Source organism: Mesorhizobium sp. M0618, from assembly GCF_040320765.1.
Taxonomy (GTDB): Bacteria; Pseudomonadota; Alphaproteobacteria; order Rhizobiales; family Rhizobiaceae; genus Mesorhizobium.
Genome location: NZ_JAMYQH010000001.1, coordinates 318,300 through 343,973 on the forward strand (window position 1 = coordinate 318,300; position 25,674 = coordinate 343,973).

Annotated in this window: 26 protein-coding genes and 1 tRNA gene; 16 read left to right on the forward strand and 11 right to left on the reverse strand. The window is 62.7% G+C overall.

Annotated elements, in window-relative coordinates; translation table 11 throughout:
* Window positions 1-5 precede the first annotated feature (5 nt).
* Window positions 6-359, reverse strand: coding sequence for a ribonuclease P protein component (gene rnpA / locus NKJ04_RS01575; RefSeq protein ID WP_013528505.1), 354 nt, complete (start codon window positions 357-359; stop codon window positions 6-8).
* Window positions 360-375: 16 nt separating this feature from the next.
* Entirely contained in the window at window positions 376-510 is a 135-nt protein-coding gene (gene rpmH / locus NKJ04_RS01580; RefSeq protein WP_008833937.1) for a 50S ribosomal protein L34, read from the reverse strand.
* A gap of 278 nt (window positions 511-788) precedes the next feature.
* On the opposite strand from rpmH, the gene NKJ04_RS01585 reads away from it, so the two are divergent.
* The 4 genes from NKJ04_RS01585 to NKJ04_RS01600 all read left to right on the forward strand — a co-directional run bounded on the left by NKJ04_RS01585 (window position 789) and on the right by NKJ04_RS01600 (window position 4,209).
* Entirely contained in the window at window positions 789-2,291 is a 1,503-nt protein-coding gene (locus NKJ04_RS01585; RefSeq protein ID WP_352673045.1) for a sensor histidine kinase, read from the forward strand.
* Between the two features lie 277 nt (window positions 2,292-2,568).
* Window positions 2,569-2,645: transfer RNA gene (locus NKJ04_RS01590), tRNA-Arg, on the forward strand.
* Window positions 2,646-3,028: 383 nt separating this feature from the next.
* Entirely contained in the window at window positions 3,029-3,217 is a 189-nt protein-coding gene (locus tag NKJ04_RS01595) for a hypothetical protein (protein WP_352673048.1), read from the forward strand.
* Window positions 3,218-3,378: 161 nt separating this feature from the next.
* Entirely contained in the window at window positions 3,379-4,209 is an 831-nt protein-coding gene (locus tag NKJ04_RS01600; protein WP_352673050.1) for a hypothetical protein, read from the forward strand.
* Between the two features lie 63 nt (window positions 4,210-4,272).
* On the opposite strand, the gene NKJ04_RS01605 is transcribed toward NKJ04_RS01600, so the two are convergent.
* Window positions 4,273-4,464, reverse strand: a complete 192-nt coding sequence (locus tag NKJ04_RS01605) for an Rmf/CrpP family protein (protein ID WP_352673052.1) — start codon at window positions 4,462-4,464, stop codon at window positions 4,273-4,275.
* Between the two features lie 150 nt (window positions 4,465-4,614).
* Between NKJ04_RS01605 and NKJ04_RS01610 the strand changes: the two genes are divergently transcribed.
* Both NKJ04_RS01610 and NKJ04_RS01615 read left to right on the forward strand, forming a co-directional pair.
* The gene (locus tag NKJ04_RS01610; protein ID WP_352673055.1) at window positions 4,615-5,595 is read left to right on the forward strand and encodes a HEPN domain-containing protein; all 981 of its coding nucleotides are present in this window, start codon (window positions 4,615-4,617) and stop codon (window positions 5,593-5,595) included.
* 244 nt (window positions 5,596-5,839) lie between these two features.
* Window positions 5,840-6,598, forward strand: a complete 759-nt coding sequence (locus NKJ04_RS01615) for an SDR family NAD(P)-dependent oxidoreductase (protein WP_352673057.1) — start codon at window positions 5,840-5,842, stop codon at window positions 6,596-6,598.
* A gap of 62 nt (window positions 6,599-6,660) precedes the next feature.
* Here the strand turns inward: NKJ04_RS01615 and NKJ04_RS01620 are convergent, their stop codons facing one another.
* A complete protein-coding gene (locus NKJ04_RS01620; protein WP_352440618.1) occupies window positions 6,661-7,362 on the reverse strand; it encodes a GntR family transcriptional regulator in 702 nt (233 codons plus the stop codon).
* Between the two features lie 239 nt (window positions 7,363-7,601).
* Between NKJ04_RS01620 and NKJ04_RS01625 the strand changes: the two genes are divergently transcribed.
* The 10 genes from NKJ04_RS01625 to NKJ04_RS01670 all read left to right on the forward strand — a co-directional run bounded on the left by NKJ04_RS01625 (window position 7,602) and on the right by NKJ04_RS01670 (window position 17,703).
* On the forward strand, window positions 7,602-8,642 hold the full coding sequence (locus NKJ04_RS01625) for an ABC transporter substrate-binding protein (RefSeq protein ID WP_352440619.1): 1,041 nt from the start codon (window positions 7,602-7,604) through the stop codon (window positions 8,640-8,642).
* Between the two features lie 79 nt (window positions 8,643-8,721).
* Window positions 8,722-9,804, forward strand: coding sequence for an ABC transporter ATP-binding protein (locus NKJ04_RS01630; RefSeq protein WP_352628983.1), 1,083 nt, complete (start codon window positions 8,722-8,724; stop codon window positions 9,802-9,804).
* Window positions 9,804-10,730 (forward strand): ABC transporter permease, encoded by a 927-nt coding sequence (locus NKJ04_RS01635; RefSeq protein ID WP_128304158.1) that lies wholly within the window; start codon window positions 9,804-9,806, stop codon window positions 10,728-10,730. The genes NKJ04_RS01630 and NKJ04_RS01635 overlap by 1 nt, the downstream gene beginning before the upstream one ends.
* Window positions 10,727-11,527, forward strand: coding sequence for an ABC transporter permease (locus NKJ04_RS01640; protein WP_352673062.1), 801 nt, complete (start codon window positions 10,727-10,729; stop codon window positions 11,525-11,527). Before NKJ04_RS01635 ends, NKJ04_RS01640 begins: the two co-directional genes overlap by 4 nt.
* A 64-nt stretch (window positions 11,528-11,591) precedes the next feature.
* Window positions 11,592-13,178: a gamma-glutamyltransferase gene (gene ggt, locus NKJ04_RS01645; RefSeq protein WP_352673064.1), complete on the forward strand. Its 1,587-nt coding sequence runs from the start codon at window positions 11,592-11,594 to the stop codon at window positions 13,176-13,178.
* Between the two features lie 90 nt (window positions 13,179-13,268).
* Window positions 13,269-14,795 carry an acyl--CoA ligase gene (locus tag NKJ04_RS01650; protein WP_352673067.1) on the forward strand — a complete coding sequence of 509 codons (1,527 nt, stop codon included), beginning with the start codon at window positions 13,269-13,271 and terminating at the stop codon, window positions 14,793-14,795.
* A gap of 2 nt (window positions 14,796-14,797) precedes the next feature.
* Window positions 14,798-15,778 carry a 2-dehydropantoate 2-reductase gene (locus NKJ04_RS01655; protein ID WP_352673069.1) on the forward strand — a complete coding sequence of 327 codons (981 nt, stop codon included), beginning with the start codon at window positions 14,798-14,800 and terminating at the stop codon, window positions 15,776-15,778.
* A 95-nt stretch (window positions 15,779-15,873) separates the two neighbouring features.
* Window positions 15,874-16,257, forward strand: coding sequence for an SMU1112c/YaeR family gloxylase I-like metalloprotein (gene gloA2 / locus NKJ04_RS01660; RefSeq protein ID WP_352673072.1), 384 nt, complete (start codon window positions 15,874-15,876; stop codon window positions 16,255-16,257).
* A gap of 104 nt (window positions 16,258-16,361) precedes the next feature.
* Window positions 16,362-16,592: a hypothetical protein gene (locus tag NKJ04_RS01665; RefSeq protein WP_352611502.1), complete on the forward strand. Its 231-nt coding sequence runs from the start codon at window positions 16,362-16,364 to the stop codon at window positions 16,590-16,592.
* Between the two features lie 124 nt (window positions 16,593-16,716).
* Window positions 16,717-17,703: a methyltransferase gene (locus NKJ04_RS01670; RefSeq protein ID WP_352673075.1), complete on the forward strand. Its 987-nt coding sequence runs from the start codon at window positions 16,717-16,719 to the stop codon at window positions 17,701-17,703.
* 1 nt (window position 17,704) lies between these two features.
* Here the strand turns inward: NKJ04_RS01670 and NKJ04_RS01675 are convergent, their stop codons facing one another.
* The 7 genes from NKJ04_RS01675 to NKJ04_RS01705 form a co-directional block, all read right to left on the reverse strand.
* Window positions 17,705-18,763 (reverse strand): aminopeptidase, encoded by a 1,059-nt coding sequence (locus tag NKJ04_RS01675; protein ID WP_352673078.1) that lies wholly within the window; start codon window positions 18,761-18,763, stop codon window positions 17,705-17,707.
* Window positions 18,764-18,937: 174 nt separating this feature from the next.
* The gene (locus NKJ04_RS01680; RefSeq protein ID WP_352553209.1) at window positions 18,938-19,909 is read right to left on the reverse strand and encodes a branched-chain amino acid ABC transporter permease; all 972 of its coding nucleotides are present in this window, start codon (window positions 19,907-19,909) and stop codon (window positions 18,938-18,940) included.
* Window position 19,910: 1 nt separating this feature from the next.
* The gene (locus NKJ04_RS01685; protein WP_127294643.1) at window positions 19,911-20,798 is read right to left on the reverse strand and encodes a branched-chain amino acid ABC transporter permease; all 888 of its coding nucleotides are present in this window, start codon (window positions 20,796-20,798) and stop codon (window positions 19,911-19,913) included.
* A 7-nt stretch (window positions 20,799-20,805) separates the two neighbouring features.
* Window positions 20,806-21,516 (reverse strand): ABC transporter ATP-binding protein, encoded by a 711-nt coding sequence (locus NKJ04_RS01690; RefSeq protein ID WP_352628967.1) that lies wholly within the window; start codon window positions 21,514-21,516, stop codon window positions 20,806-20,808.
* On the reverse strand, window positions 21,509-22,288 hold the full coding sequence (locus NKJ04_RS01695; protein ID WP_352673082.1) for an ABC transporter ATP-binding protein: 780 nt from the start codon (window positions 22,286-22,288) through the stop codon (window positions 21,509-21,511). Before NKJ04_RS01695 ends, NKJ04_RS01690 begins: the two co-directional genes overlap by 8 nt.
* Before the next feature lie 12 nt (window positions 22,289-22,300).
* Window positions 22,301-23,509 (reverse strand): ABC transporter substrate-binding protein, encoded by a 1,209-nt coding sequence (locus tag NKJ04_RS01700; protein ID WP_352673085.1) that lies wholly within the window; start codon window positions 23,507-23,509, stop codon window positions 22,301-22,303.
* Window positions 23,510-23,717: 208 nt separating this feature from the next.
* Window positions 23,718-25,481 (reverse strand): ABC transporter ATP-binding protein, encoded by a 1,764-nt coding sequence (locus tag NKJ04_RS01705; RefSeq protein WP_352673088.1) that lies wholly within the window; start codon window positions 25,479-25,481, stop codon window positions 23,718-23,720.
* Window positions 25,482-25,674: the final 193 nt, after the last annotated feature.

The following is a 25,674-nucleotide window of genomic DNA, read 5'->3' on the forward strand; positions in this document are numbered from 1 at the left end:
TTGGCCTATCGTGTTCCGCGCAGTCGGCGGGAGAGTTCGGCCTTCAACTGGCCGAACGGAGTGGTAAGCACGTCTTCGCGCCCGACGATGACATAGTCATTGCCAGGCGCCATGTCACTTGCAGCATGCGTGCGGACGGCTTCTCGCAGCCGCCGCCGGACACGGTTGCGGACAACCGCATTGCCGACCTTCTTGGTGACGGTGTAGCCGACGCGCGGCGACAGGCCGTCGCCGCGGTCGAGAACCTCAACGAGAAAAAGCCGCCCGCGTCGCTTTTCACCACGACGGACGGCCAGGAATTCCGCGCGCTTCAGAAGCCGCTTGGGATTTGGTCCCACTGGCTTGCCGGATGCGGGCAACGATCTCGTCTTCCGTTCAGGCGCTGAGCCGCTTGCGACCGCGGTTGCGGCGAGCTGCGACGACGCCGCGACCACCCTTGGTGGCCATGCGGGCACGGAAGCCGTGCCGACGTTTGCGGACGAGTTTAGACGGTTGGTAGGTACGCTTCATTTGTTTTAATACCGCGGGGTGCGGCCCTTCTTGATTCTGTCACTGTGTAACAGGAGCTTTGCCGGGCCGGCTTTGGCGCGATCGAAACCGCGCCGGGACGAATGGCCCGAGCGTGTGCGGGCTTATAGAAAGAAGGCTTTTGGAAGTCAATCCGGAGTCGTCGGGCGCAATCCGGCTCCGTTCAGGCCGGTTTATGTTTGCGACCAAGGATGAAATTGGCAAGAAAGCCGTAATCGCCTAATCTGCGTTGATCAAGTGATCGTGAAGACATTAGCCGCATGAGCGAAACCATACAGGCACAGGAAGGGATCGGCACGGCGGGGTCCACCGAGGCGCCAGCCACCGTGCGCACGGTTCCGCTGTCGCGCGGCCTGTCGACCAAGCTGCTGCTGCTGACCATCGTCTTCGTGCTGTTGGCCGAAGTGCTGATCTTCCTGCCCTGGATCGCCAGCTACCGGCTGAACTGGCTGAAGGAGCGGCTGAGCACGGCGGCGGCGGTGTCGATCGTGCTGGTGCAAGGTGAATCCACCTCGCTGTCGCGCACGGCCCAGAACGACGTGCTGATGGCGATCGGCGCCAAGGCGATCGCGGTGCGCGACGGCGGCGTCTCGCGGCTGCTGGTGGTGGCCGAAATGCCGCCGAAGGTCGACGAGCACATCGATATCGCCTCGATCGGCATGATCAAGGGCATGACCGGTGCGCTCGACACGCTGTTTTTCGGCGGCGACCGGATGCTGCGCGTCTTCGGCCCGGTCGGCGAGTCCGACAAGGAGTTCGAGCTGATCATGCCGGACAACAGCCTGCGCAATGCGATGCTGCGCTATTCGCGCAACGTCGCCTTCGTCTCGCTGCTGATCTCGCTGTTCACCGCCATGCTGGTCTACGCCGCCATCGACCTGATCATGATCGGGCCGATCCGGACCATGACGCGCTCGATGCTGTCCTTCTCCGAAGCGCCCGACGATCCCGGACGGATCATCCATCCGGCTGCCCGCGCCGACGAGATCGGCGTTGCCGAGCGCGAGCTGTCGCAGATGCAGGAGCGGCTGCAAAAAATGCTCTCCGAGCAGAAGCATCTTGCCGACCTCGGCCTCGCGGTCTCCAAGATCAACCATGACATGCGCAACATCCTGGCCTCGGCGCAGCTGATGTCGGACCGCCTGCGCCAGGTCAAGGATCCGACCGTGCAGGCCTTCGCGCCGAAACTGCTGCGCGCACTCGACCGCGCCGCGTCTTATTCCGAAGGCGTGCTTCACTACGGCCGCACGCAGGAGCCGCCGCCCGCGCGGCGCCGGCTCCGGCTGCGGCAGCTGGTCGAGGACGTGCAAGGCTTGCTCGACATCGAGCAAGGCATCGAGTTCGTCAATTCGGTCGAGCCGACCTTCGAGGTCGATGCCGATTCCGACCAGTTGTTCAGGGTGCTCACCAATCTGTGCCGGAATTCCGTGCAGGCGATGGCGGCCGACAGCGAAAACGCCCTGGTGCGCCGCCTGGCGGTGTCGGCCGTGCGCCTGGGCAGCGTCAGCCGCATTGCCGTCAGCGACACCGGCCCCGGCCTGCCGCCGAAGGCGCGGGAAAACCTGTTCGCGGCGTTCCGCGGCTCGGCCCGCAGCGGCGGCACCGGCCTTGGCCTGGCGATCGCGCATGAATTGATCCGCGCCCATGGCGGCACGGTGGAGCTGGTCGAGAGCATCGGCGGACGCACCACATTCGCGGTCACCATTCCCGACCAGCCGGTCCGGCTCGACCAGGCCCGCAACGGCCTGCGCCGCCCGGCATGATGTTTCGGGCGCGTTTTGCTCCGATGCTCGTGCCTCCGGGTCCGGCGCTCCTTTTCTCAGGGATCGGCGCTCTTCCCTTCAAGGATTGAGTTCGGGCTCAACTCCGGAGCCATTTCAAGCGCCGGGATCCGGGCCGTCATCGTCAACAAAGGCACTTGTGACAAAACTTTTGCCGGATCGACTTGCTTTTCGGAAATTCAGTCGCTAGGGAACACGTCTCGTCGCGACCGGTCGTTTACGATCGGATTGCGGGGTCATGGAAAGCATGGCCTGTTGCGCGCCCGTAGCTCAGCTGGATAGAGCACCAGACTACGAATCTGGGGGTCAGGAGTTCGAATCTCTTCGGGCGCGCCATTACAATTGTATGAGACCGTTGGGATTTCCGGCCTTTTCTAGCCTTCAACAGCCTAGAAGGAACAAAAAGGCCACAAAATCCCGGAATGGGGCTCAAAGCTCCACAAATACCCCCACTAATTTCATATGCGGTTCACCGGCTGTTCTACTCTCATGCGAGGGTGACAAACCGTGAGGAAGCCATTCTCGATCATTGACGCTTCCGACTTCAAAGCGTGGAAGCAACAGAACCCCAATGCCGAAAAGCTCCTCTTCAAGATCATCTTGCGTGGCGGGTATCGTCCATCACAGTGAGCAATCCGGCAAATGGATTGCGAACCCAATCGCCTATTGGGCGAAGGACGCGGAGCTTTCCCGCGATCAGACGAAGCGGGTGCTTCGCATTGTCATCCGCGCACCAAGAACACCGGGCAGCATTGGAGGCCAGGACGCTTGCCCTTGCCAGCGGCGGCATGGTGCACGGCGGGAACTTCGCCAACGCCTATGCGCCGTCCCTTGAAATTAATATCAACGATTCGGGCAATCCTCGGAACGATGCGAGCCTTGCCAGTCAGATCGCGGCCCATAATTGACCGCGCCCCGAAGGCGAACACGCCAGCAACTTCAGGCGTTCGCAGGGGCAAGCCCTCGCCAATCAGGCGGTGGAAATGCGGCGGGCAGCCTCACGGAACGGGTAGTAGTTGCGCATTGCCGATCTTCCCGCCATCTATGCAAGAAGACGTGGGGATCAATAATGACAATGCTCAAACCCTTTGGGAAGTGGTTCGTTACGAATTGGGAACGGGTCTTGTTTGTGATCGTCGGCTTGGCCCTGCTCGGCGCGAGCCTGACATTGATCTATCAGGAAAAAGTGACAGAAGCCGCCGCAGTCTTTGGCCTTGGCTTTCTCAGCTTTCTCTACGCCAACGTTTCGCGCTTCAAACGCTTCAAAGGGCTGGGCTTTGAAGCGGAGCTTTGGGAGGACAAGCAGAAAGAAGCCGCTGACCTCATTGAACGCTTGCGCGATATCGTTTCGATCTACACGCGGGAAGTTATACTTGGAAAGGTGAAGGCGGGGCGTATCGGGGTTGCGGGAAAGTGGAATGATCATTGGAAGCTCTATGATGATCTTGTCACGCAGCACAACACCCTTGGACAGAAGGTCGATTTTTCGGACATCAAAAAGGAAATGGATGACACCTTCCTTTTCGACATGACGATGCCTGAAATCAGCAAACTAAGAGCCGCTGCGAATAAGGGAAAAGAGGCGGCAAGGCAAAAAATCGAGCAGGAGTTTGGAAGTCCCGTCCGTGACAATGAAGGCTACAATCGGCGCTGGGCGCAGTTTCGCGAGATACCTGAAGACATCAAAGACCCCTTCAAGATTTCGATCAAGGAGGATTTGGCAGGTCACGCCTTGAAGGTCCGGGAGGAAACCAAAGAACGGCTCAAACGAGATTTTGACGTGGACACGGATGTTGACCAGAAGGTCATTGATCGGCTCGTAACAATCTCAAAGCTCTATCAATCCCGACCGGTTCAAGTGACGGACGAAATGATCGCGTGGGCGAACCGGGAGGACTGAAATACTCCTTGCGCTTCGGTTCAAGTCCGGCAGACCTCATGGATCTCATAAGTCGCGAATGACCTAGCTGGCCATGAACTCAGCCTGTTCATCGTGCCAGCCCTTCATCCACCTTTCACGGCGGCCGCTATCCGTATAGGGGCATTTGCGCAGCGGCACGTTGCGGCGACAGGCTTTCTGCCCCTCTTCATCGACCGACCCGCCACCGTGAAGGTGCTCTTGTAAAAGGGCGGCACTGATTGTTGACTTCGGCATTTCATTGTCTCCGGTTTGAGTGCCGGAACATGGGAACGCCGCGACGGGGTAACAATCCGCAATTTTCGAACATCTATGGGAAAAGCGTCGACCTGTTCCGTTACTTCCTCCTCCATTGTATATTGTTCCGCACACCACTGGAGGTCCTAAGTGACGCTTGAAGAAGCTATTGCCGAGCATATGCAGCTAATCGACTTGGAGCTTCAGGTGGAGGAACTCCCACTTTGGCAGCGTCCGCTTAAGGCTTCAATCAAGTTCGTTCTAGAAAGCATTCTGGACATTCGGGGCGACACGAAGGAGGATTTTGCAGGGAAACCATGGTTTGCGGTGATCTTCCACCATATTGAGACATGGTATCGCGATACCTACGGAAATGCTTTTGATCAGAGTAGCGGGGAGAGTTTTGCGTCGGGCGTAGTGCTTGTTCGGCATGTCCCGATTGAAATCCGCATTCCACTAACACGCACCACGCCGGGGACACCCGGTGAAACCGTTTGGCTTCATTTTCCCCTTAGCATTGAACAGGGCGAAACGCCCACCGACTGGCTCGTAAACCCGCCCAACCTCGCGAAGATAGACCTGACGGAGAGCCGAAAACTGAAAACGAGGACGACAGCGGTGGCCACCGCCTTGCGCAGGATCAGAATGAACACGATGGGAGTGACCGCGCCGTATCACGAAATCACGGAATTGATTGATGGGGTTCTTTCTGATCTTCAAAACGCGGCAATAGGTCTGCTTACTGATAGTGATACCGCAAAGGGCGCTGCAATGTGGTCGATGCAGATGGCAATCGAACGGACGATAAAGGCATTCATTCTTCAAAAGACAGGCAGAAAGTATCGTGAAACCCACGACCTTTTTTACCTTTACGACGACGCGCTTCCGCATTGTTCCGGCATCAATCGCAGCCTCCTAAAGAAGCTTCCCAATTCACGCGAGATGGTGGAAGGACGGTACGGTCTGGGTGCGAAATGGACAATCCACTATGCGACGGAAGCCTACTTCGCGGCGCTGATGCTCATTTCCGAGTTCTCAGCCCGATATGATCGCAAGCTAAGTGTCGGCGGCAGTCGGGTCCACCTCAAGCGTCCACCTTGGCTCACCTTGCCGAAGCCTGTCACAACCTAGGACTATTTCCCTCGTACTTCTTTTTCACAGCCACGAGCTGGTCGGACTGAATTTCCATGATGGAACGTGTTTCGGTTTCCATATCGTCGGCGCGCTGCATGCGATTTAACAGGGAAAATAGGCGCGCTATGTCACTTTCTACCTCTTCGGACGCGCCAAATCTCTCCCCATGGATTATATGGTTCGGCGATTGTGACCGCTGCCGTTCGACCGCGCACGGCAGGCGAACCCAACGGAGCCTGAATTGATATCCATCACTATCAAACGCGCTTTGATCACCGGGGCCGGTGCGGCCGACGGGATCGGCTTTGCCATTGCCCGGCAGCTCGGCCGTGCCGGCCATGCGGTCTTCCTCACGGGAGCCAGTACGCGCGTGCTCGATCGCGCCGCCGAGCTTTGCCGCGAAGGCATCGATGCCAAAGCCGTGGTCGCCGATCTCACCATCGCTGCCGATGTCGCGCGGCTGCGGGCCGATGTCGGGGCGGTCGGTATCCTGGTCAACAATGCCGGCATGGGCTCGCTGGCATCGCCCTCGGTCGACAAGGCGTTTCTCGCCATGACCGAGGCCGACTGGGACCAGGGGATCGACGTCAGCCTGAAGACCGCATTCCTCGTCACGAAGGCCTTTCTGCCGGCGATGGTCGAAGCGGGCTACGGGCGCATCGTCAATGTGGCGTCCGTCACCGGACCGCTGGTATCCTTCGAAGGCACATCAGCCTATTCCGCCGCCAAGGCCGGCATGGTCGGCCTGACGCGCACGCTGGCGCTGGAAGTGGCGAAAAGCGGCGTAACAGTCAATGCCGTGGCGCCCGGCTGGATCGAAACGGGTTCGTCGAGCGAGATGGAGCGGCAAGCCGCCCTGCATACGCCGCCGGCGCGGGCCGGGCGGCCGGATGAGGTGGCCGCAGCGGTGGTGTTCCTGGCCTCGGAAGGTGCCAGCTATGTCAATGGCGCCCTGCTGGTGGTCGACGGCGGCAACCGCCTTCAGGAGCGCAAGGGCTAAGCTCAAAGGCGCTTGTCGTCAGGGTCGGTCGGCGGGCAGGCCTCGCCCAAGTTCCTCACCCCTCAAGACGCCTTGGCCAGAAAGTTCCGATAATCCGACTTGGCCTGCAGCAGGCGCAGCACATTGTCGCGCGAGCCCCGCACATGGGCGCGCGCCAGCGTGCCGGCTCTGGCGGCGTCGCCAGCGCAGATGGCATCGACGATTTCGGCATGCTCGTCGCGGGCGATCTTCCATTCGTCCAGCCACAAAAGTTCGGTCCAGACATAGTGCTGGCACTTGTCGAGGATGCCGCACAGCATGCCGTGCAGCATCACATTGCCGCTGATTTCGGCGATGACGCGGTGCAGGTCAATGCCGACCTCAAGCTCCTGGAATTTTTCCCTGTTGGTGCGCTCCGGAATGGCGGCCAGCCGCTCGCATTCGGCCAGCATGGCGCGCAGCCGTGCCTTGTCCTGGTCCGTCGCCGCCGCTGCCGCCAGTTCCGTCGCGTGGCCGTCGAGCAGCTCGCGGATCTCGAAGGCCTCGCGGAACATGTTGATGTCGAACTCGGTGACGACATAGCCCTGGCGCGGCCGGCCGGTGACCAGCCCGTCGCGCTCGAGACGGTTGAAGGCCTCGCGCACCGGGGTGCGGCTGACAGTCAGCTTCGCCGCGATGTCGTTTTCGGTGACGCGCGAGCCCGGCGGAATCTGGCCGGTCACGATCATCGCCTTGAGCGCGGAGTAGACCGAGTCGCGCAACGTATTTTTGGTTTTCTTGGCCAAGCTTCCCTTCCCACTTCTCCGGCCTTTCAGCCGGAACACGCATAGCTGTAGCCGCAGTCGGCATAATTTGCCACGCCCCCGGCGACGCCGTTCCTCGCCACCTTGTCCGGCTCGAAACCCGTGAATTCGATCGAGCCGGCGGTGTTGACAACATCGATCGCTAGGCTACACTCAAAATTGTATACAAAACAGCATGCCAAGTCAAAAACAATGGGAACACCGGTTGGAGAGCCGAAAAAATGAACAGGACCAGAAGCGTTAGTATCGTTGCGATGGCGGGCCTCATGGCTTCGCTCGCGGCCCCCGCCATAGCGGGCGACACCATCACCGTCGCCTCATGGGGCGGCACCTACCAGGAGGCGCAGACCAAGGCGTTTTTCAAGCCTACCGCCGACGCGCTCGGCATCACCATCAAGGAAGACACCACCAACGGCCTCGACGACGTCCGGCTGCAGGTGACCGGCAATGCGGTGAAGTGGGACATCACCGAACTTGGCGCCGACGAATGTGCGCGCGGCTCGAAGGAAGGGCTGTTCGAGAAGCTCGACTACGGCATCATCGACAAGAGCGGCATCAACCCGAAGCTGGTCCACGACGACTGGGTCGGCATTTCCTACACATCCGTCGTGCTGATCTACCGGACCGACGTGTTCGGCGACAAAGGCCCGAAGACCTGGGCCGACTTCTGGAACGCGGAAAAGTTTCCGGGACGGCGCGCGCTGAGCGGCAGCCAGGCGACCGAAACGCTGAGCGTCGCGGCACTGGCCGAAGGCATTCCGATCGACAAGGTCTATCCGGTCAATATCGACGGCGCGTTGAAATCCGTCGACAAGATCCGTGGCCATATCGACGCCTGGTGGACCTCCGGCGCGCAGGCCATGCAGCTGGTGAAGGACGGTGAAGTCGACATGGCGAGCATCTGGAACGGCCGTGCCGGCACCTTGAAGAAGGAAGGCGCGCCGGTCAGCTTCTCCTTCGACCAGGGCGTGCTGACCGCCGACTGCATGGTCATCCCCAAGGGCTCCAAGAACAAGGAAGCCGCGATGAAGGCGCTGGCGATGTTCGTCAGCCCGCAATTGCAGGCCAATCTGCCGCTCTATGTCGACAATGGCCCGGTCAATGAGAAGGCTTTCGAGACCGGCAAGATCCCGCAGGACAGGATCAAGGATATCAATTCGGCGCCCGAAAACGTCAAGAAGCAGGTGTTGCAGGATGCAGAATTCTGGCGCGACAATTTGGTCGAGGCGACGGAAAAGTTCAACAATCTGATCCAGCAATAGGCTGCGGCCGCAATCCAAACCACGGCAGGGCGACGCCTCGCCCTGCTTTCGCCGCCTCAGCCCCTGGGAGAGAAAAATCTTGTCCATTGCGCCATCCGCGTTGCCGATCGGCATGCGCGGGATCGAGAAACGATTTGGCAGCGTGCCTGTGCTGCGCGACCTCAACCTCGACGTCGAGGCTGGTGAATTCCTGACGCTGCTGGGGCCTTCCGGTTCCGGCAAGACGACGCTGCTGATGATCCTGGCCGGTTTCGTGCGGGCCAATGCCGGCTCGATCAGGGTCGGCGGCGACGAGATCATCACCACGCCGCCGCACAAGCGCAACATCGGCATGGTGTTCCAGAACTACGCGCTGTTTCCGCATATGGACGTCTTTCACAACATCGCCTTTCCGCTGAAGCAGCGCGGCGTCGCCGCCGCCGAGACGGCCGAGCGTGTCGAGAAGGCGCTCGATCTGGTGAAATTGCAGGGGCTGGGCGAGCGCCGGGTCGACCAGCTCTCCGGCGGCCAGCGCCAGCGCGTGGCGCTAGCGCGCGCCATCGTCTTCGAGCCGCGCATCGTTTTGATGGACGAGCCCCTGTCGGCGCTCGACAAGGGCCTGCGCGAGCATATGCAGATCGAACTGCGCAGCCTGCACCGGCGGCTTGGCATGACCACGGTCTATGTCACGCACGACCAGCGTGAAGCCATCACCATGTCGGACCGCATCGCGGTGATGAACGCCGGGCGCATCGAACAGCTCGACAAGCCCGAAAGTCTCTACGCCAGGCCGCAAACGCAATTTGTAGCCGGCTTCATCGGCGAATCGAATTTCATTCCGGTCGAGTGCCGCAACGGCTCCGTCTGGTACGAGGAGCGAAGAATCCATACGGCGGCGGCGACGCCGGCGGCAGGCCAGTACCTGATGGTGGTGCGGCCGGAAAAGCTGCGGCTCTTGGCAAACGCCGAACCGACGAGCGGCGTCAACGTGCTCAACGCGACGCTCAGCGACATCATCTATCAGGGCGACAGCTTCGTCTGCTATGCCGTGCTGCGCGACGGCCGGCAGCTGACTTTGCGCGACTATTGCCGCAGCGATGTGCTGGCGAAAATGCCCGCACCCGGCCAGCCAGTCTCGTTCGGTCTCGATGCGCAGGACACGATCCTGGTGGCGGCAGACTGATGAGCGCGCAGACCGCCCTCATGCAGGAGAAAGCCGGCCGCTCGGGCCCGGATCTGAACACGCAGGCGCTGCATATGGACGCTCGGCGCGAGTCGTTGCGGCTGCTGGCGCTGCTGTCGCCGAGCCTGTTGCTGGTCTTCGCCATCATCATCGTGCCCATCGGCTGGCTGTTCTGGCTGTCGCTGTTCGACGAAGCCGGCGCCTTCAGTCCCGCCAATTATGCGCGCTTCTTCGAACAGGCCTCCTACATCAAGACCTTTATCACCACCTTCAAGGTCGCCTTCATCGTCACCGGCGCCTGCGTGCTGCTCGGCTATCCCTTGGCCTACATGCTGTCGCAACTGCCGCGCCGGGCGGCGTCGATCTGCCTGATCTTCGTCATCCTGCCGTTCTGGACATCGGTTCTGGTGCGCACCTATGCCTGGCTGGTGATCCTGCAGCGCAAGGGCCTGATCAACAGCTGGCTGATCGACCTCGGCGTGATCAGCCAGCCGCTGTCGCTCGCCAACAATTTTTCGGGCGTCGTCATCGGCATGACGCATATCCTGCTGCCGTTCCTGGTGCTGCCGCTTTACGCCTCGATGAAGACAATCGACACCGACTGCCTGCGCGCCGGCATGAATCTCGGTGCCGGCCCGGCCGCTACCTTCCGGCAGATCTTCTTTCCGCTGTCGCTGCCCGGCCTCGCCTCGGGCGTGGTCATCGTCTTCGTGCTGTGCCTGGGCTTCTTCGTCACGCCTGCGCTGATGGGCGGCGGCAAGGTGATCATGTGGGCGATGCGCATGGAACAGACCACCAGCCTCTATTCCAACTGGGGTGCGGGGGCGGCGCTTGGCGTGGTGCTGCTGGTGGTCACGCTGGCGCTTCTCGGACTGTTCCAGTGGCTGCTCGGCGCGCGCGCCACAGGTGTGTGGAGTTCACGATGAGCGAAGACGTCGGCCTGCCGATCTCGCACCGGCAACGTCTGTGGCTCTACGGCCTCGGCGGCCTCGTGCTGTTGTTCCTGATCGCGCCGTCGATCATCATCGTCATCATGTCGTTTTCGGATTCGACGCTGCTGCAATTCCCGCCGCAGCAATGGTCGCTGCGCTGGTACCAGACCTATTTTGGCTCACTGGAATGGCGCGACGCCACGATCGTCTCGGTCAAGGTGGCTGTTATGACCGTGCTCGTCGCGACACCGCTCGGCACCGCTGCAGCCTATGCCATCAACAGGGGCACGCTGCGCCTCAACGGCACCATCAACGCGCTGCTGACGGCGTCGCTGATCGTTCCGGTGATCCTGATCGGCATCGGCACCTTCTTCCTCTATGCCCGCATCGGGCTCAACAACACGCTGACCGGGCTGGTCATCGCGCATACGGTGCAGGCCTTGCCGCTGGTGGTGCTGACGGTGCTGTCGGGCTTGCGCTCCTACGACATGAACCAGGAGCGCGTGGCGCGCAGCCTCGGCGCCGGACGTGTCGCCGCGTTCTGGCAGGTGACGATGCCGCAGATCCGCTTCTCGATCGTCTCGGGCGCGCTGTTTGCCTTCATCACCTCCTTAGACGAAGTGGTGGTTTCGCTGTTCATATCGGGCGGCGAGACCACGACATTGACGCGCCGCATGTTCAATGCGCTGCGCGACCAAATCGACCCGACGATCGCTGCCATCTCGACCTGCCTGATCGTGCTCTCGGTCGTGCTGTTGTCGGTTGCGCAGATCTTCGGCCGGCGGCATTGATTTCACCAGACCAATTCGCAGAAGTGACCAACTTGCAGACGTGACCAGGGGATATCCAGACAGAATGCGTGATTTCCAGTTTCCCGGCCGCTCGCCGGTTCGTGCCACCGAGGCGGTTGCCGCGACCTCGCATCCGCTTGCAACCCTTGCGGCCATCGACATGCTGCGCTCCGGCGGCAATGCCATGGATGCCGCCGTCTGCGCCGCCGCCGTGCAGGGCGTCGTCGAGCCGCAATCGACGGGCATCGGCGGCGACTGCTTCGTGCTCTATAGCCCGGCAGGGCAAGGCAATGTGCTGGCCTTCAATGGTTCAGGCCGAGCGCCAGCCAAGGCGACGGTCGACTGGTATCGCGAAAAAGGCTTCGACCGCATCCCGCTGCAGGGACCGCACGCGGTCACCGTGCCGGGCGCCGTCGATGCCTGGAGCCGCCTGCTCGAAGACCATGGCCGCAAGGGCCTTGCCGAGGCGCTGGCGCCAGCCATCCATTATGCCGAGAACGGCTATGTCGTGCACGACCGCGTCGCCTTCGACTGGGCCGAACCGGAAACCGACCTTTCGGCGGACGAGCATGCCGCGCGCATCTTCCTGCCGGGCGGCAAGGCACCGAAGGCGGGTGACATCCACAGGCAGCCGGAACTGGCGGCGACGTTGCGCATCATCGCCAAACACGGCCGCGCCGGTTTCTACGAAGGCGCTGTCGCCGACGATATGGTTAGCCGGCTCAACGAATTGGGCGGACTTCATTCGGCCGAGGATTTCGCCGCGACCAGAGGCGATTATGTGGCGCCGGTCAGCACCTCCTATGGCGGCCACGAGATCCACCAGATGCCACCAAACAATCAGGGGCTGACGGCGCTTTTGATGCTCAATTTGCTGTCGGGCTTCGAGCTTGGCGGACTCGACCCCAATGGCGCCGAGCGCCTGCATCTGGAGATCGAGGCCGGGCGCCTGGCCTATCGCGACCGCGACCGCTATGTCGGCGACCAGGACCATGTCCCGGTGCCGGTCAAACAGCTCCTGTCCGGCGCCTATGCCGACCGGCTGCGCGCCGAGATCGACCGCGACCGCGCCATGACGCATCTGCCGCGCGTGGAGCTGCCCGGCAGCGACACGGTCTACATCTCCATCGTCGACCGCGACCGCAACGCGGTTTCCTTCATCAACTCGACCTATTATTCGTTCGGCAGCGGCGTCGTCGGCCCGAAGACCGGTGTCGTGCTGCAGAACCGCGGTTCGAGCTTCCGCCTCGACCCGGCACATCCGAACGCGATCGCGCCGGGCAAGCGGCCGATGCACACGATCATGCCGGGCATGGCGACGAAGAACGGCCGCGTCGTGATGCCGTTCGGCGTCATGGGCGGCGGCTACCAGCCGTTCGGCCATGTCCATCTGCTGACCAACATGATCGACTTCGGCATGGACCCGCAGCAGGCGCTGGATGCGCCGAGGGTGTTTTACAATGACGACACCGTGGAGGCCGAGCGTGGCGTTCCCGCCGAGGCGATCAAGGGCCTGCGCCGGCGCGGCCACCGCATCGCCGAACCGCATCACCCGCTTGGCGGCGGACAGGTGGTGCTGATCGACTGGGAGAAGGGCACGCTGACTGGTGCCTCCGATCCGCGCAAGGATGGTTTGGCGCTTGGATATTGAGGTGATCCGTTGTCCAATGGCGTATCCGTATCGAGGCAAGCCCGTCAGCGGGGCTCCCGCCAATAGTCGTTCGAAATCCAGCCGGTGATCATGACCCAAGCCGAAACCCACGCAGATCTCTCCCGCCGTCTCGCCGCCGGCGCCGACAACGCGCCGGCGATTTCGGCACCTGAAAGAACCACGCTCAGCCATGGCGGATTGCGCAGCCTGATCGCCGACACGGCAAAACAGCTGCATGCGCGCGGCATCGGCCGGGGCGACAGGGTGGCGATCGTGCTGCCGAACGGGCCTGAGATGGCCACCGCCTTCGTCGCCGTGGCGGCCGTCGCCTCGACGGCTCCGCTCAACCCCGCCTACCGGGCCGACGAGCTCGATTTCTACCTGACCGACATCGGCGCCAAGGCGATCCTTGTCGCGGAGGGCGAGACCGGACCGGCGGTGACGGTGGCCGAACGCCTCGGCATCGGCGTGCTGCGGCTTGTCGTGCAGCCCGCCACACCCGCCGGCAGTTTTGCGATCGAGGGCGCGGCGATCGGACCCCCGGCATCACCCGACATGGCGCAAGACGGCGACATCGCGCTTTTGCTGCACACCTCCGGCACGACGTCGCGGCCAAAACTGGTGCCGCTCAGCCATGCCAACATCGCAGCCTCGGCTGCCCATATCGGCGGCACGCTTGGCCTGACAGCCAATGATCGTTGCCTCAACATCATGCCGCTGTTCCACATTCACGGCCTGATCGCGGCGGTGCTGTCGTCGCTGGCATCGGGCGGCAGCATCTACTGCACGCCCGGCTTCAACGCGCTGCGCTTCTTCCAGTGGCTGAGCGACGCGCGGCCGACCTGGTACACGGCGGTGCCGACCATGCATCAGGCGATCCTGCCCCGCGCGGCACGCAACACCGAGGCGCTGGCGGCTGCGCGGCTGCGCTTCATCCGCTCGTCCTCGGCATCGCTGCCGGCGCAGGTGATGACTGAGCTGGAAGCGACCTTCGGCTGCCCGGTGATCGAATCCTACGGGATGACCGAGGCCGCGCACCAGATGGCGTCGAACCGGCTGCCGCCGGGCCAGCGCAAGCCGGGCAGCGTCGGGGCCTCCGCCGGTCCGGAAGTGGCTGTCATGGCGCCCGACGGGCGGCTGCTAAATGCCGGCGAGACCGGCGAGATCGTCATTTGCGGGCCCAATGTGACTGTTGGCTACGAGAAGAACCCGGATGCCAACGCCACCGCCTTCGCGCATGGCTGGTTCCACACCGGCGACCAGGGCGTACTGGACGAAGACGGATATTTGCGCGTCACCGGACGGCTCAAGGAGATCATCAACCGCGGCGGCGAAAAAATCTCGCCGCTCGAGGTCGACGACGTGCTGATGGACCATCCGGCTGTGGCGCAGGTCGTCACCTTCGCCATGCCGCATGACAAACTTGGCGAGGAGGTGGCTGCGGCGGTTGTGCTGCGCGAAGGCATCAGCGCCACCGAGGGCGACATTCGCACCTATGCCGCGACGCGGCTTGCCGACTTCAAAGTGCCGCGCAAGATCCTGATCCTGGACGAGATCCCCAAGGGCGCGACCGGCAAATTGCAGCGCATCGGCCTTGCCGCCAAACTCGGGCTTTGACGATGAAGATCACCATCTTCGGCGCCGGTGCGATCGGCGGCTATCTCGCGGCCAAGCTTGCCATGACTGGCCGTACCGGTCTCTCGATCGTGGCGCGCGGCGCCCATCTGGAAGCGATCAAGGCAAATGGCCTGCGCCTGATCGAGGACGGCCAGGAGACGTCCGTCCCCGTCCGGGCCGCCGCGAAAGCCGAGGAACTTGGCGTCCAGGATTATGTGGTTCTGGCGCTAAAAGCCCATTCCCTCACCTCGGCCCTTGACCAGATCGCACCGCTACTCGGGCAAGACACCGCCGTCGTCACCATGCAGAACGGCGTGCCCTGGTGGTATTTCCACGGCGTCGGCGGTCCGCTCGAAGGCACCAGGCTGAACGCGGTCGATCCGGGCGGCGCGATCTGGCAGCGGATCGGACCGCAGCGCATCATCGGCTCGGTTGTCTATCCCGCGGTCGAGGTCGATGCGCCGGGCCTCATCCGCCATGTCGAGGGCAAGCGTTTCTCGCTCGGCGAACCCTCCGGCGAGCGCAGCGAACGGGTCACGCTTCTGGCCGAGGAGATGGTCAAGGCCGGCTTGCAAGCGCCGGTGCGCGAGGACATCCGCAGCGAAATCTGGGTAAAACTGTGGGGCAATCTCTCCTTCAACCCGATCTCGGCGCTGACCGGCAGCACGCTGGCCGCGATTGTCGCCGACGATGGCACCCGCGCGCTCGCCCGCACCATGATGCTGGAAGCGCAGGCGATCGGCGAAAGCCTCGGCGTGCGTTTTCCCATAGCGGTCGACCGGCGCATCAAGGGCGCCGGCGATGTCGGCGAACACAAGACCTCGATGCTGCAGGACCTGGAGCGCGGCCGGCCGATGGAGATCGACGCGCTGGTGAGCGCGGTGCAGGAACTTGGCCGGCTAACGGACAAGCCGACCCCGACCATCGATGCCGTGCTGGCGCTGGTGCGGCGGCTGGCGGTGGAACGCGGGTGTTATGGGTGAGGTGGAAGGACAGGGCAAATCGGAGCCGTGGCGCGCGACGATCCAGGCCTTGAAGCCCCTTGGCCTCATATCCCAGCTTGACTGGAGTTAGCAGCATGCTGAACGCCATTCACCACGTCGCGCTCATCTGCACCGACTATGACCGGTCGCGACGGTTCTACGTCGAACTCCTCGGCCTCGATCTGATCCGGGAGGTTTATCGGGAGGAGCGGCAGTCATGGAAGGCGGATCTGCGGATCGGGTCGGCCCAACTGGAATTGTTCTCCTTCCCTGCACCGGCGATGCGGCCGTCCCACCCAGAGGCTACAGGCCTGAGACATCTGGCATTTGCTGTGGCTATTCTTGAGCCCGTAATTATCCGCCTGGAAGCCGCAGGCGTTGCCGTCGAGCCAATCCGGATCGACCCATACACAGACCAACGGTTTACCTTTTTCAGAGACCCGGATGGATTGCCGCTGGAACTCTACGAAGCCCCATAAGGAACGGTTCGCTTTCGCGACGGGCGCTGTGTACTGACGGTCTCGGTATCGGCGGACCGCGAATCTGTGCTAAGCGCCGCCCAACCAACCAAAGGACGACACCAATGAGCGAACTGACCGTGGCCGAGGCGACCGAGAGCATCTATGCCTCGCTCCGGGCGGACAATGCCTACATCGACACACATATCGCGGCGCTTAAGGCGGCGCTGACGCGAGAGGGGATAAAACAGGCGGTGTTCGATCCGACCAAGCTGGCGCAGAACAACCGCTCGGGCCGCAAGTTGATGCAGGCTTATTTTCGGCAGCGCGGCGTGAGCGTGAGGTTCTCAGACTAGAGCCGCGCGCGGGCGATCTCAACCGCGTCGTTGGGAGTTCTCAGCCGGGACATGCGCCGCACGCAGGTTCCAATCGTATGGGAGTTGTTTCAAGGCCGATCCTGGATCGCGGAGGGGATGTGACATGGTGGATTTTGACCGGATCGACAAGTTGATCGCAGCGGTGCCCCCCGCCTTGGCGCTTCGCGCCGGATTGGACCTTGGCATCTTCACCCGGCTCGGTGAAAGCGCGGTGACTGCTGACAGCCTCGGGGCCACGCTCAAAGTCGAACCCGATCGTCTGTCCCGGCTCCTCTACGCGCTCGCCAGCATCGGCCTCCTTGAAGTCGAGGATGGTCAATTTCGCAACGGAGCCGAAGCGTCGGCCTTCCTCGATGCGTCCAAGCCAACCTATCGCGGCGGCGATCATGCGCTCCTGCGCAAGCTCTGGGGAGCCGACCTATTAACCGCGGACTCGCTGCGACAGAACCGGCCGGCCGCGCTGCACGACTTTTCCGAAGCGGGACCTGAGGCCGCGGCCGCCTTCAGCCGCATGCTCGCGCCGGGCGGGGTGATTTTCGGCCGACATCTGGCGCAGGAGATGGACCTCTCTGCGGTCGGTTCGGTGATCGACATCGGCGGAGGCGCCGGGACCATACTGGTCGGGCTTCGCGAGCGGTGGCCGCACATTGCGGCGACGCTGATGGAACTGCCAACGGTCGCAGCGGTCGCGCCAGCTATCCTGTCGGAATACGGTGCCGACGACGTGGTTGTCGAAGAGGGAGATATAACCGCCGCGCCATCGATAGGTCGGCACGATCTGGCGATCCTGAAGGCCGTCGTCCAGGTGCTTCCGCCGGACAAGGCGCGCAGTTCGATCCTGAACGCCGCGCGTTGCCTTACACGTGGCGGCGAGATCGCAATTGCGGGGTGGGGTGTCGTCGATGACGACCGCCTCGGCCCGCCTGAGGGTGTCTTTCTCAATCTCACCTTCCTGAACCTCTATCGCCACGGCGAATCGTACACTGAAGGTCAGTATCGCGCGTGGATGACCGAGGCTGGATTCCGCGATATCTCCAGGTCGCGCCTGACGGACGGCTGCACGTTGTTCCGTGGACGCCTCACGGGCTGACTCAATAACAGCGATCTGCCGCCGCAAGGGCTTCGGTACGGCGAGCTTCGTCCAGGGCGCCAATCCGCCGGACCGATGCATAGAACCTGACATAGTCGCCCGAGCACAAGTCGAACAGGCGCAGAAACGCGGTCACCCGATCGCTATAGACGGAAGTCGCGGCGAGCTTCGCGTTGTTGATCGGGGACGCGAACCAGGCATCGTATCCCCGGTATCGGCCCCAGCGCCTGTCGCGCATGTGTCGGTAGCGCATCCGCAGCCGTTCAATCGCGGCCGTCTTCGCGGCCAGTTTTTGCTCCGAGGTGCCGGAGTTGGAATAGACTTGCGCCAACTCGTCCCGGGTCCGCGACACCAGCGAAAGAAATTCAGCCTTGCGTCCCCGGGCGGCTTCGTAACGGCGCAATGCGGCGGTATCGCCAGTCGCGCGCAGCCATTTTTTCACGCCGGTTGTTTCGACGGCGACAGCGAACGCCTCGTTGAATGCGGAATCGTCGTGCACATAGACGCGCTGGTGGGCCAGTTCATGGAACACCAGCGCTGCAAGATAGGTTTCATCCTGGCCGAACATCGTGCTGAGCAGCGGGTCGCTCGACCAGCCAAGCGTGGAATATGCCGTGATGCCCGTCACATAGACGTCCATGCCCTGTCCTTGAAGTTCGACAGCGGTTTCAGTCGCGGACTTCCTGGAGAAATACCCCCGGTAGGGAACACAGCCGAAAACGGGAAAACACCATGTTCGCAGCGTCAGCGAAAATGCCGGCGCGGCGAAGACGGCCCATGTCACCGAATCCCGACCAATGTCGACATAGCTGCGGTAGCTGTTGTTGTCGGGCAGCGCCAGCTCATCCGTTGCGAACTGTCTTATGGCGCTCGCCGATGCCATTCGGGCGCGCAACGCCTTCGGCGTCGAAGGATCCTCGATCAGTTTTCCGACATCCTGGCGTGCGGTCATGATCTGCAGATGACCCTTCATGGATTGCGCGTAGTAGGAAATGCTGGTGCAGCCGGTCACGCCGGACACCACGGTCATAACCGCAACCAATCGAAAGAATGCGCGCATCACGATTTGTCCACAGCAGTGCTCACCCGTTCCGATGGGGTCGCGATTGCCCCAGGTCGCAAGCAGTCGCCTCGATTGATCGAGGTCTATAGTTTTCTGAAGAATCCGGACAGGTGCTCATTGTGGTGACGCATGTCACCACGCGCAAACCGCGTCCCACCAACCTGCAGCTGATCAGTCCTTTCCCGCCCGCCCGAAAATCCGCGCGTAAAATTCGCCGACGATGCCGCGCCGGAAGATCAGCACGCACACCATGAAGATCAGGCCGGTGGCGATGGTCACCGGAAAGCCGGAAGTGGCAAGCGTGTTTTCCAGGCCGATGACAAGGCTGGCGCCGATGATCGGCCCGACCATCGTACCGATGCCGCCGAGAAGCGTCATCAGGATCACCTCGCCCGACATCTGCCAGGTGACGTCGGTGAGCGTGGCGAACTGGAAGACGATCGCCTTGAGCGAGCCGGCCAGCCCGGCCAGCGCCGCCGACATGACGAAGGCGCCCAGCTTGTAGTTGGCGACGGAATAGCCCAGCGAAATGGCGCGGTTCTCGTTCTCGCGGATCGAGCGCAGGATCATGCCGAACGGCGAATTGACGATGCGCCAGATGGCGAAGACGCCGATCAGGAACACCGCCAGCACGAAATAATACATGTTCAGCGAGACGTTCAGGTCGAGGACGCCTAGCAGCATGCCGCGCGGTATGCCCTGAATGCCGTCCTCGCCTTGCGTGAACGGCGCCTGCACGCAGAAGAAGAAGAACATCTGCGACAGCGCCAGCGTGATCATGGCGAAATAGATGCCTTGCCGGCGAATGGCGAAGAAGCCCATGACGAGGCCGAGCAAGGCCGCACCCGCCATGCCGAGCAGAATGCCGGCTTCCGGCGGCCAGCCCCAGACCTTGACGGCATGCGCGGTGAAGTAGGCGGCGCCGCCAAAGAAGGTTGCGTGGCCGAATGACAGCAGCCCGGTGTAACCAAGCAGAAGATTGAACGCGCAGGCAAACAGCGCGAAGCACAGCATCTTCATCAGGAAGATCGGATAGACCAGGAAGGGTGCGACCAGCAGCGCCAGGATGCCGAGCCCGACCAGCGTCCATTCAAGCCGTGCCGAGGTTTTGGCCGATGTCTCGCGAAGCGTCAGTTCCGACATGTCAGGCGTCCCTTCCGAACAGGCCGGCCGGCCGGACCAGAAGCACAATCGCCATGATGACGAAGACCACGAGGTTGGAGGCCTCGGGATAGAAGACCTTGGTCAGGCCTTCGGCAAGGCCAAGCATGTAGCCGGTGACGATGGCGCCAAGGATCGATCCCATGCCGCCGACCACGACGACGGCGAAGACGACGATGATGAGATCCGACCCCATAAGCGGGCTCACCTGATAGATCGGCGCTGCCAGAATCCCGGCAAGCCCGGCCAGCGCGGAGCCGAGGCCGTAGGTCAGGGTCAGCAGCAACGGCACGTTGACGCCGAAAGCCTGGACGAGGCGGGGATTCTCCGTCGCGGCGCGCAGGTAGGAACCGAGCCTGGTCTTCTCGATCAGCGCCCAGGTTCCGAAGCAGACGATCAGCGAGGCGACGACGACCCAGCCGCGATAGTTGGGCAGGAACATGAAGCCGAGATTGGTGCCTCCCGAAAGCAGCGGCGGCACCGCGTAGGGGTTTCCCGAGACGCCGTAATAGTAGCGGAAGATGCCTTCGAGCACGAGCGCGAGGCCGAAGGTGAAGAGCAGCCCGTAGAGCGGGTCGAGGTCGTACAGCCGCGACAGCGCCAGGCGCTCGACCACGATGCCGAAGACACCGACGATCAGCGGTGCAAGGATCAGCGCCGGCCAGTAGCCGATGCCGAGATGGGTGAGCAGCAGATAACCGACGAAGGCGCCGAGCATATATTGGGCGCCATGGGCGAAATTGATGACTCGCAGCAGGCCGAATATGACAGCCAGGCCCAGGCTCAGCATGGCGTAGAACGAGCCGTTGATCAGGCCGACCAGCAACTGGCCGAGGAAAGCCTGAACGGGGATGCCGAAGATCATGGTCATGGCGCCATCATACACCCAGGACTTCGTGGAGCAGCGTCATGCGGTCCGGCAGTTCGCCGACCGGAAACCCCGCCACCACCTTGCCGTGCTCCATCAGATAGAAACGGTCGGCGACACGACTGGCGAAGCGGAAGTTCTGCTCGACCAGCAGGATCGTCATGCCGCGCTTTTTCAACGTCGCCAGCAACGCGCCAATGCGCTGCACGATGACGGGGGCCAAACCCTCCGTCGGCTCGTCGAGAAGCAGCATTTTCACACCGGTTCTCAACATGCGCGCGATCGCCAGCATCTGCTGTTCGCCGCCCGACAGCCTCGTGCCTGGACTGTTGCGCCGCTCCTTCAGATTGGGGAACAGATCGAAAATCTCCTCGACGCTCATGCCGCCCTGCGCGACGACCGGCGGCAGAACCAGGTTCTCGTCGACGGTCAGCGTCGCGAAGATACCGCGCTCCTCCGGCACGAAGCCGATGCCTTGATGCGCGGTCCGGTGCAGCGGCAGCCGCATCAGATCCTGGCCGTCGAAAGCGATCCGGCCGGTTCGCTTGCGGATCAGCCCCATGATGGCGCGCAGCGTCGTCGTCTTGCCGACGCCGTTGCGGCCGAGCAGCGTGACCGTCTCGCCGGCAAACACCTCCAGATCGACGCCGTGCAACGCATGGCCCTCGCCATACCAGGCGTTGAGGCCGCTGACTGCAAGCAGAGGTGCGGCACTAGTCATCGGCGGTGCCCATATAGGCGATCTTGACGCGCTCGTCGCGGCTGACCGTGGCGTAGTCGCCGGCGGCCAGCACCTCGCCGCGCTGCATGACCGTTATCCAGTCGCAAAGGTCGGCCACGACGGTCAAATTGTGCTCGACCATCAGCACGGCGCGATCCCTGGCCACCGAACGGATCAGGTTGGAAACGGTGGCCACGTCCTCATGCCCCATGCCGGCCATCGGCTCGTCCAGCAGCAGCACTTTCGGATCGAGCGCCAGGGTCGTAGCGATCTCGAGCACGCGTTTCCTGCCGTAGGAAAGGTCGCCGGCGAGCCTGTTCCTGGCGTCGTCGAGACCGACCGAGCGCAGCAGTTCCTCGGCGCGCGGCGTCAGCCGGTCGAGCGCCGCGAGCGAGCGCCAGAACTGAACGCTGAGCCCGCCCGGCCGCTGCAGCGCGACGCGCACATTGTCGAGCACGCTGAGGTGCGGAAAAATCGCCGATATCTGGAACGAGCGCACCAGGCCCATCCGCGCGACCCTGGCCGGCGAGGTGCGGGTGATGTCGTGGCCGAGCAGCTCGATCCTGCCGCTGGTCGGCGCCAGGAACTTGGTGAGCAGGTTGAAGACGGTCGTCTTGCCGGCGCCGTTGGGTCCGATCAGGGCATGGATGTTGCCATGGCGGACATCGAGATCGACGTTTTTGACGGCGATGAAGCCGGCAAAGTCGCGCCGCAACCCGCGGGCGGAAAGCACCACAGGCGGCTCGTTCGCGCTCAGGTCAGTCGGCGCCATCGGCCGCGCCGATCACTGGCCGGCCGTCGGACAGCCGCTTTCCTTTTCGCTAAGGAAGGCCTCGTTGCCAGGAATGGTGGCGAGATATTTGTAGTAGTCCCACTCCTGGGTGCTCTCGGCTGGCGACTTGACCTGATAGAGGTACATGTCATGGACCATGTTGCCGTCCGCCTGCACTTTGCCGTTGGTTATCGCGGCGTCGTCCACGGGCATCGAATGCAGTTGCTTGGCGACCGCTTCGGTCTCGTCCGTGCCGACCTTGTCGATCGCTTTCAGGTACTGCGTCACCGCCGAATAGGTCGAGGCCTGGATCATGTTCGGCATGCGGTTGGTGCGCTTGAAAAAGCGCTGCCCGAATTCGCGGCTCTTGTCGTCGCGATCCCAATAATAGCCTTCGGTCAGCACAACGCCCTGCGCCGCTTGAAGGCCAAGCCCATGCACCTCGGCCAGCGTGAACAGGAGTGCGGCAAGACGCTGACCGCCCTGCACGATGCCGAATTCGGCCGCCTGCTTGATCGAGTTGGAGGTATCGAGGCCGGCATTGGCCAGGCCGATGACCTTGGCGCCCGACGATTGCGCCTGCAGCAGGAAGGACGAATAATCGGTCGATCCCAGGGGGTAACGCACCTCGCCCAGCACCTTGCCGCCATGGCTCTCGACGAACTTGGTGGTCTGATCCTTCAGCGAATAGCCGAATGCATAGTCGACGGTGACGAAGAACCAGCTGTCGCCGCCCTGCTGCACGAGAGAGCCGCCGGTCCCCACCGCTTGCGAATGTGTGTCATAGGCCCAGTGGAAGCCATAGGGCGAGCATTGTTTGCCGGTCAGCTCGGTGGTCGCCGCGCCGGTAACGATATCGATCTTCTTCTTTTCCTTGGAAATCCCCTGGACGGCGAGCGCCACCGAAGAGGTCGTCAGTTCCATGATGGCATCGACCTGCTCGGTGTCGTACCACTGCCGCGCGATGTTGGAGGCGATATCCGGTTTGTTCTGGTGGTCGGCGCTGATGATTTCTATCGGCGCTCCCTGCACCTTGCCGCCGAAATCCTCGACCGCCATCTTGGCCGCCTCGACCGACCACTTGCCGCCGAAATCGGCATAGACGCCCGACTGGTCGTTGAGGATGCCGATCTTGACCTTGCCGTCGGAAATTTCGGCGGCCGAGGCGGGGATCGCAGATGCGGCGAGAAGTGCGGCAGAAACGAAATAGCTTACCTTCATGGTTGACTTCCTCCCATAGCGATGAATCCGACCGACCCTCCTACGATCGATCATCGCAATAGTATTGAACATGAGGAAGATAGGGACAGAGGGCAAGAGGCCGTCCCGGATTTCGTGTTCGAAGCGATGCGCTTTGGCGGCGGAACGCCACCTTGAGCCCTGGATGGAAACACAAACACGTGAGCCGCGACCTGTGGCAGTCCTTACCTCAGCCCTCGGCGGCGACGAGGTGGCCGTTGCCGACATCCCTCAGCGCCAGTTTCAACGGCGCCTCGCCGATCCTGCGGGTGGCGCTCGGGATCTCCTGGTCGAGGCGGGCGAAGCGGCTTCTTCGCTTGGCTGGATCGGGCACCGGAACGGCTTCGATGAGGCGTCTGGTGTAGGGGTGGCGCGGGTTGGAAAAGACCTGGTCGCGCGTGCCCATCTCGACGATCTGGCCGAGATACATGACGGCGACGCGGTCGGAGATGTTCTCGACCACCGCCATGTCATGCGAGATGAAGAGATAGGCGACGCCGAATTCGCGCTGCAATTCCTTCAACAGATCGAGCACGCGCGCCTGCACCGAGACGTCAAGCGCCGAGACGCTTTCGTCGGCGATGATCAGCTTCGGCCGCAGCGCAAGAGCACGCGCAATACAGACGCGCTGGCGCTGGCCGCCGGAGAATTCATGCGGATAGAGTTCCATCTGATCGGCCGACAGGCCGACGCGCTCGAACAGCGCGGCCACACGGTCGCTGCGCTCTTGCTTCGAGGCGATGCCATGGATCAGCAGCGGCTCGGCGACGAGTTCGCCGACGCGCATGCGCGGGTCGAGCGAGGCGTAGGGATCCTGAAAAATCATCTGCACGTCGCGGCGCACCGCCTTACGCTCGTCGCGGCCAAGGCCAGACAAATTGCGGCCGCCGATGACGACGCCTCCGCTGTAGGGCACCAGTCCGGCCAGCGCCTTGGCAGTGGTCGACTTGCCGCAACCGGATTCGCCGACCAGCGCCAGCGTCTCGTTGGGCGCGATCGAAAAGCTAACGCCTTCGACGGCGTGGACGCGACGGGTGACCCGGCCGAAGAAGCCGCCATGCTGGTCGAAGCGGACATGCAGGTCGTTGACCTCGGCGATATTGGCCGGCCTTGCCGTCTCGGCATTCCTGGATTTCTGGCGCCCGACACCGCTGCCAATGCGCGGCACGGCGGCCAGCAGCTCGCGCGTATAGTCGGCTTGGGGCCTGGCAAAAATGTCAGCGGTTTTTCCCTCTTCGACCATGCGGCCATGCCGCATGATGATGACGCGGTCGGCCATTTCGGCGACGACGCCCATGTCGTGGGTGATCAGGATGACACTGGTGCCGTGCTGGCGCTGCAGGTCGCGCAGCAGCTCCAGCACCTCGCCTTGCACGGTGACGTCAAGTGCCGTCGTCGGCTCGTCGGCGATCAGCACGTCCGGCTCGAGCGCCAGCGCCATGGCGATCATCACCCGCTGGCGCATGCCGCCGGACAGTTCGTGCGGAAACTGCTTTAGCCGGCTTTCGGCTTCCGAAATGCGCACCGCTTTCAGAGCCTCGATGGCGCGCCGGCGGACTTCGCCCTGCGACAGGCTGGTGTGTGCCTCGATGGATTCGGTGAGCTGCCGGCCTATCGACAGCACGGGGTTGAGCGAGGTCATCGGCTCCTGGAAGATCATGGCGATGCGGTCGCCGCGGATGCGCCGCATCCGGCGCTCGTCCAGAGTTGTCAGATCTGTATCGCCGAGATGGATTTTCCCAGACGATATGCGTGCCGAGGGCTGCGGCAGCAATTGCATGATGGCCAGTGCGGTCATCGATTTGCCGGAGCCGGATTCACCGGCAATGCAGAGCGTCTCGCCACGCGCCAAAGTCAGCGACAGGTCGGAGACGACCTCGCGCTCGCCATCTTCGCCGCGCACGCTGACGCAGAGGTTGGCGATGTGGAGGATGGGTTTGCTGGCGGCGATCATTGCGCGTGTGACCCGGAGGGGGATTTACTCCGGCACACCCCCCTCTGTCCTGCCGGACATCTCCCCCGCAAGGGGGGAGATTGGCGGCTTTGCCGCGGCGTCCATTCGTCACCGTTGAAAAGTGGCGAAGCCCGTCGTGACATCCGATCTCCCCCCTTGCGGGGGAGATGTCCGGCAGGACAGAGGGGGGTGC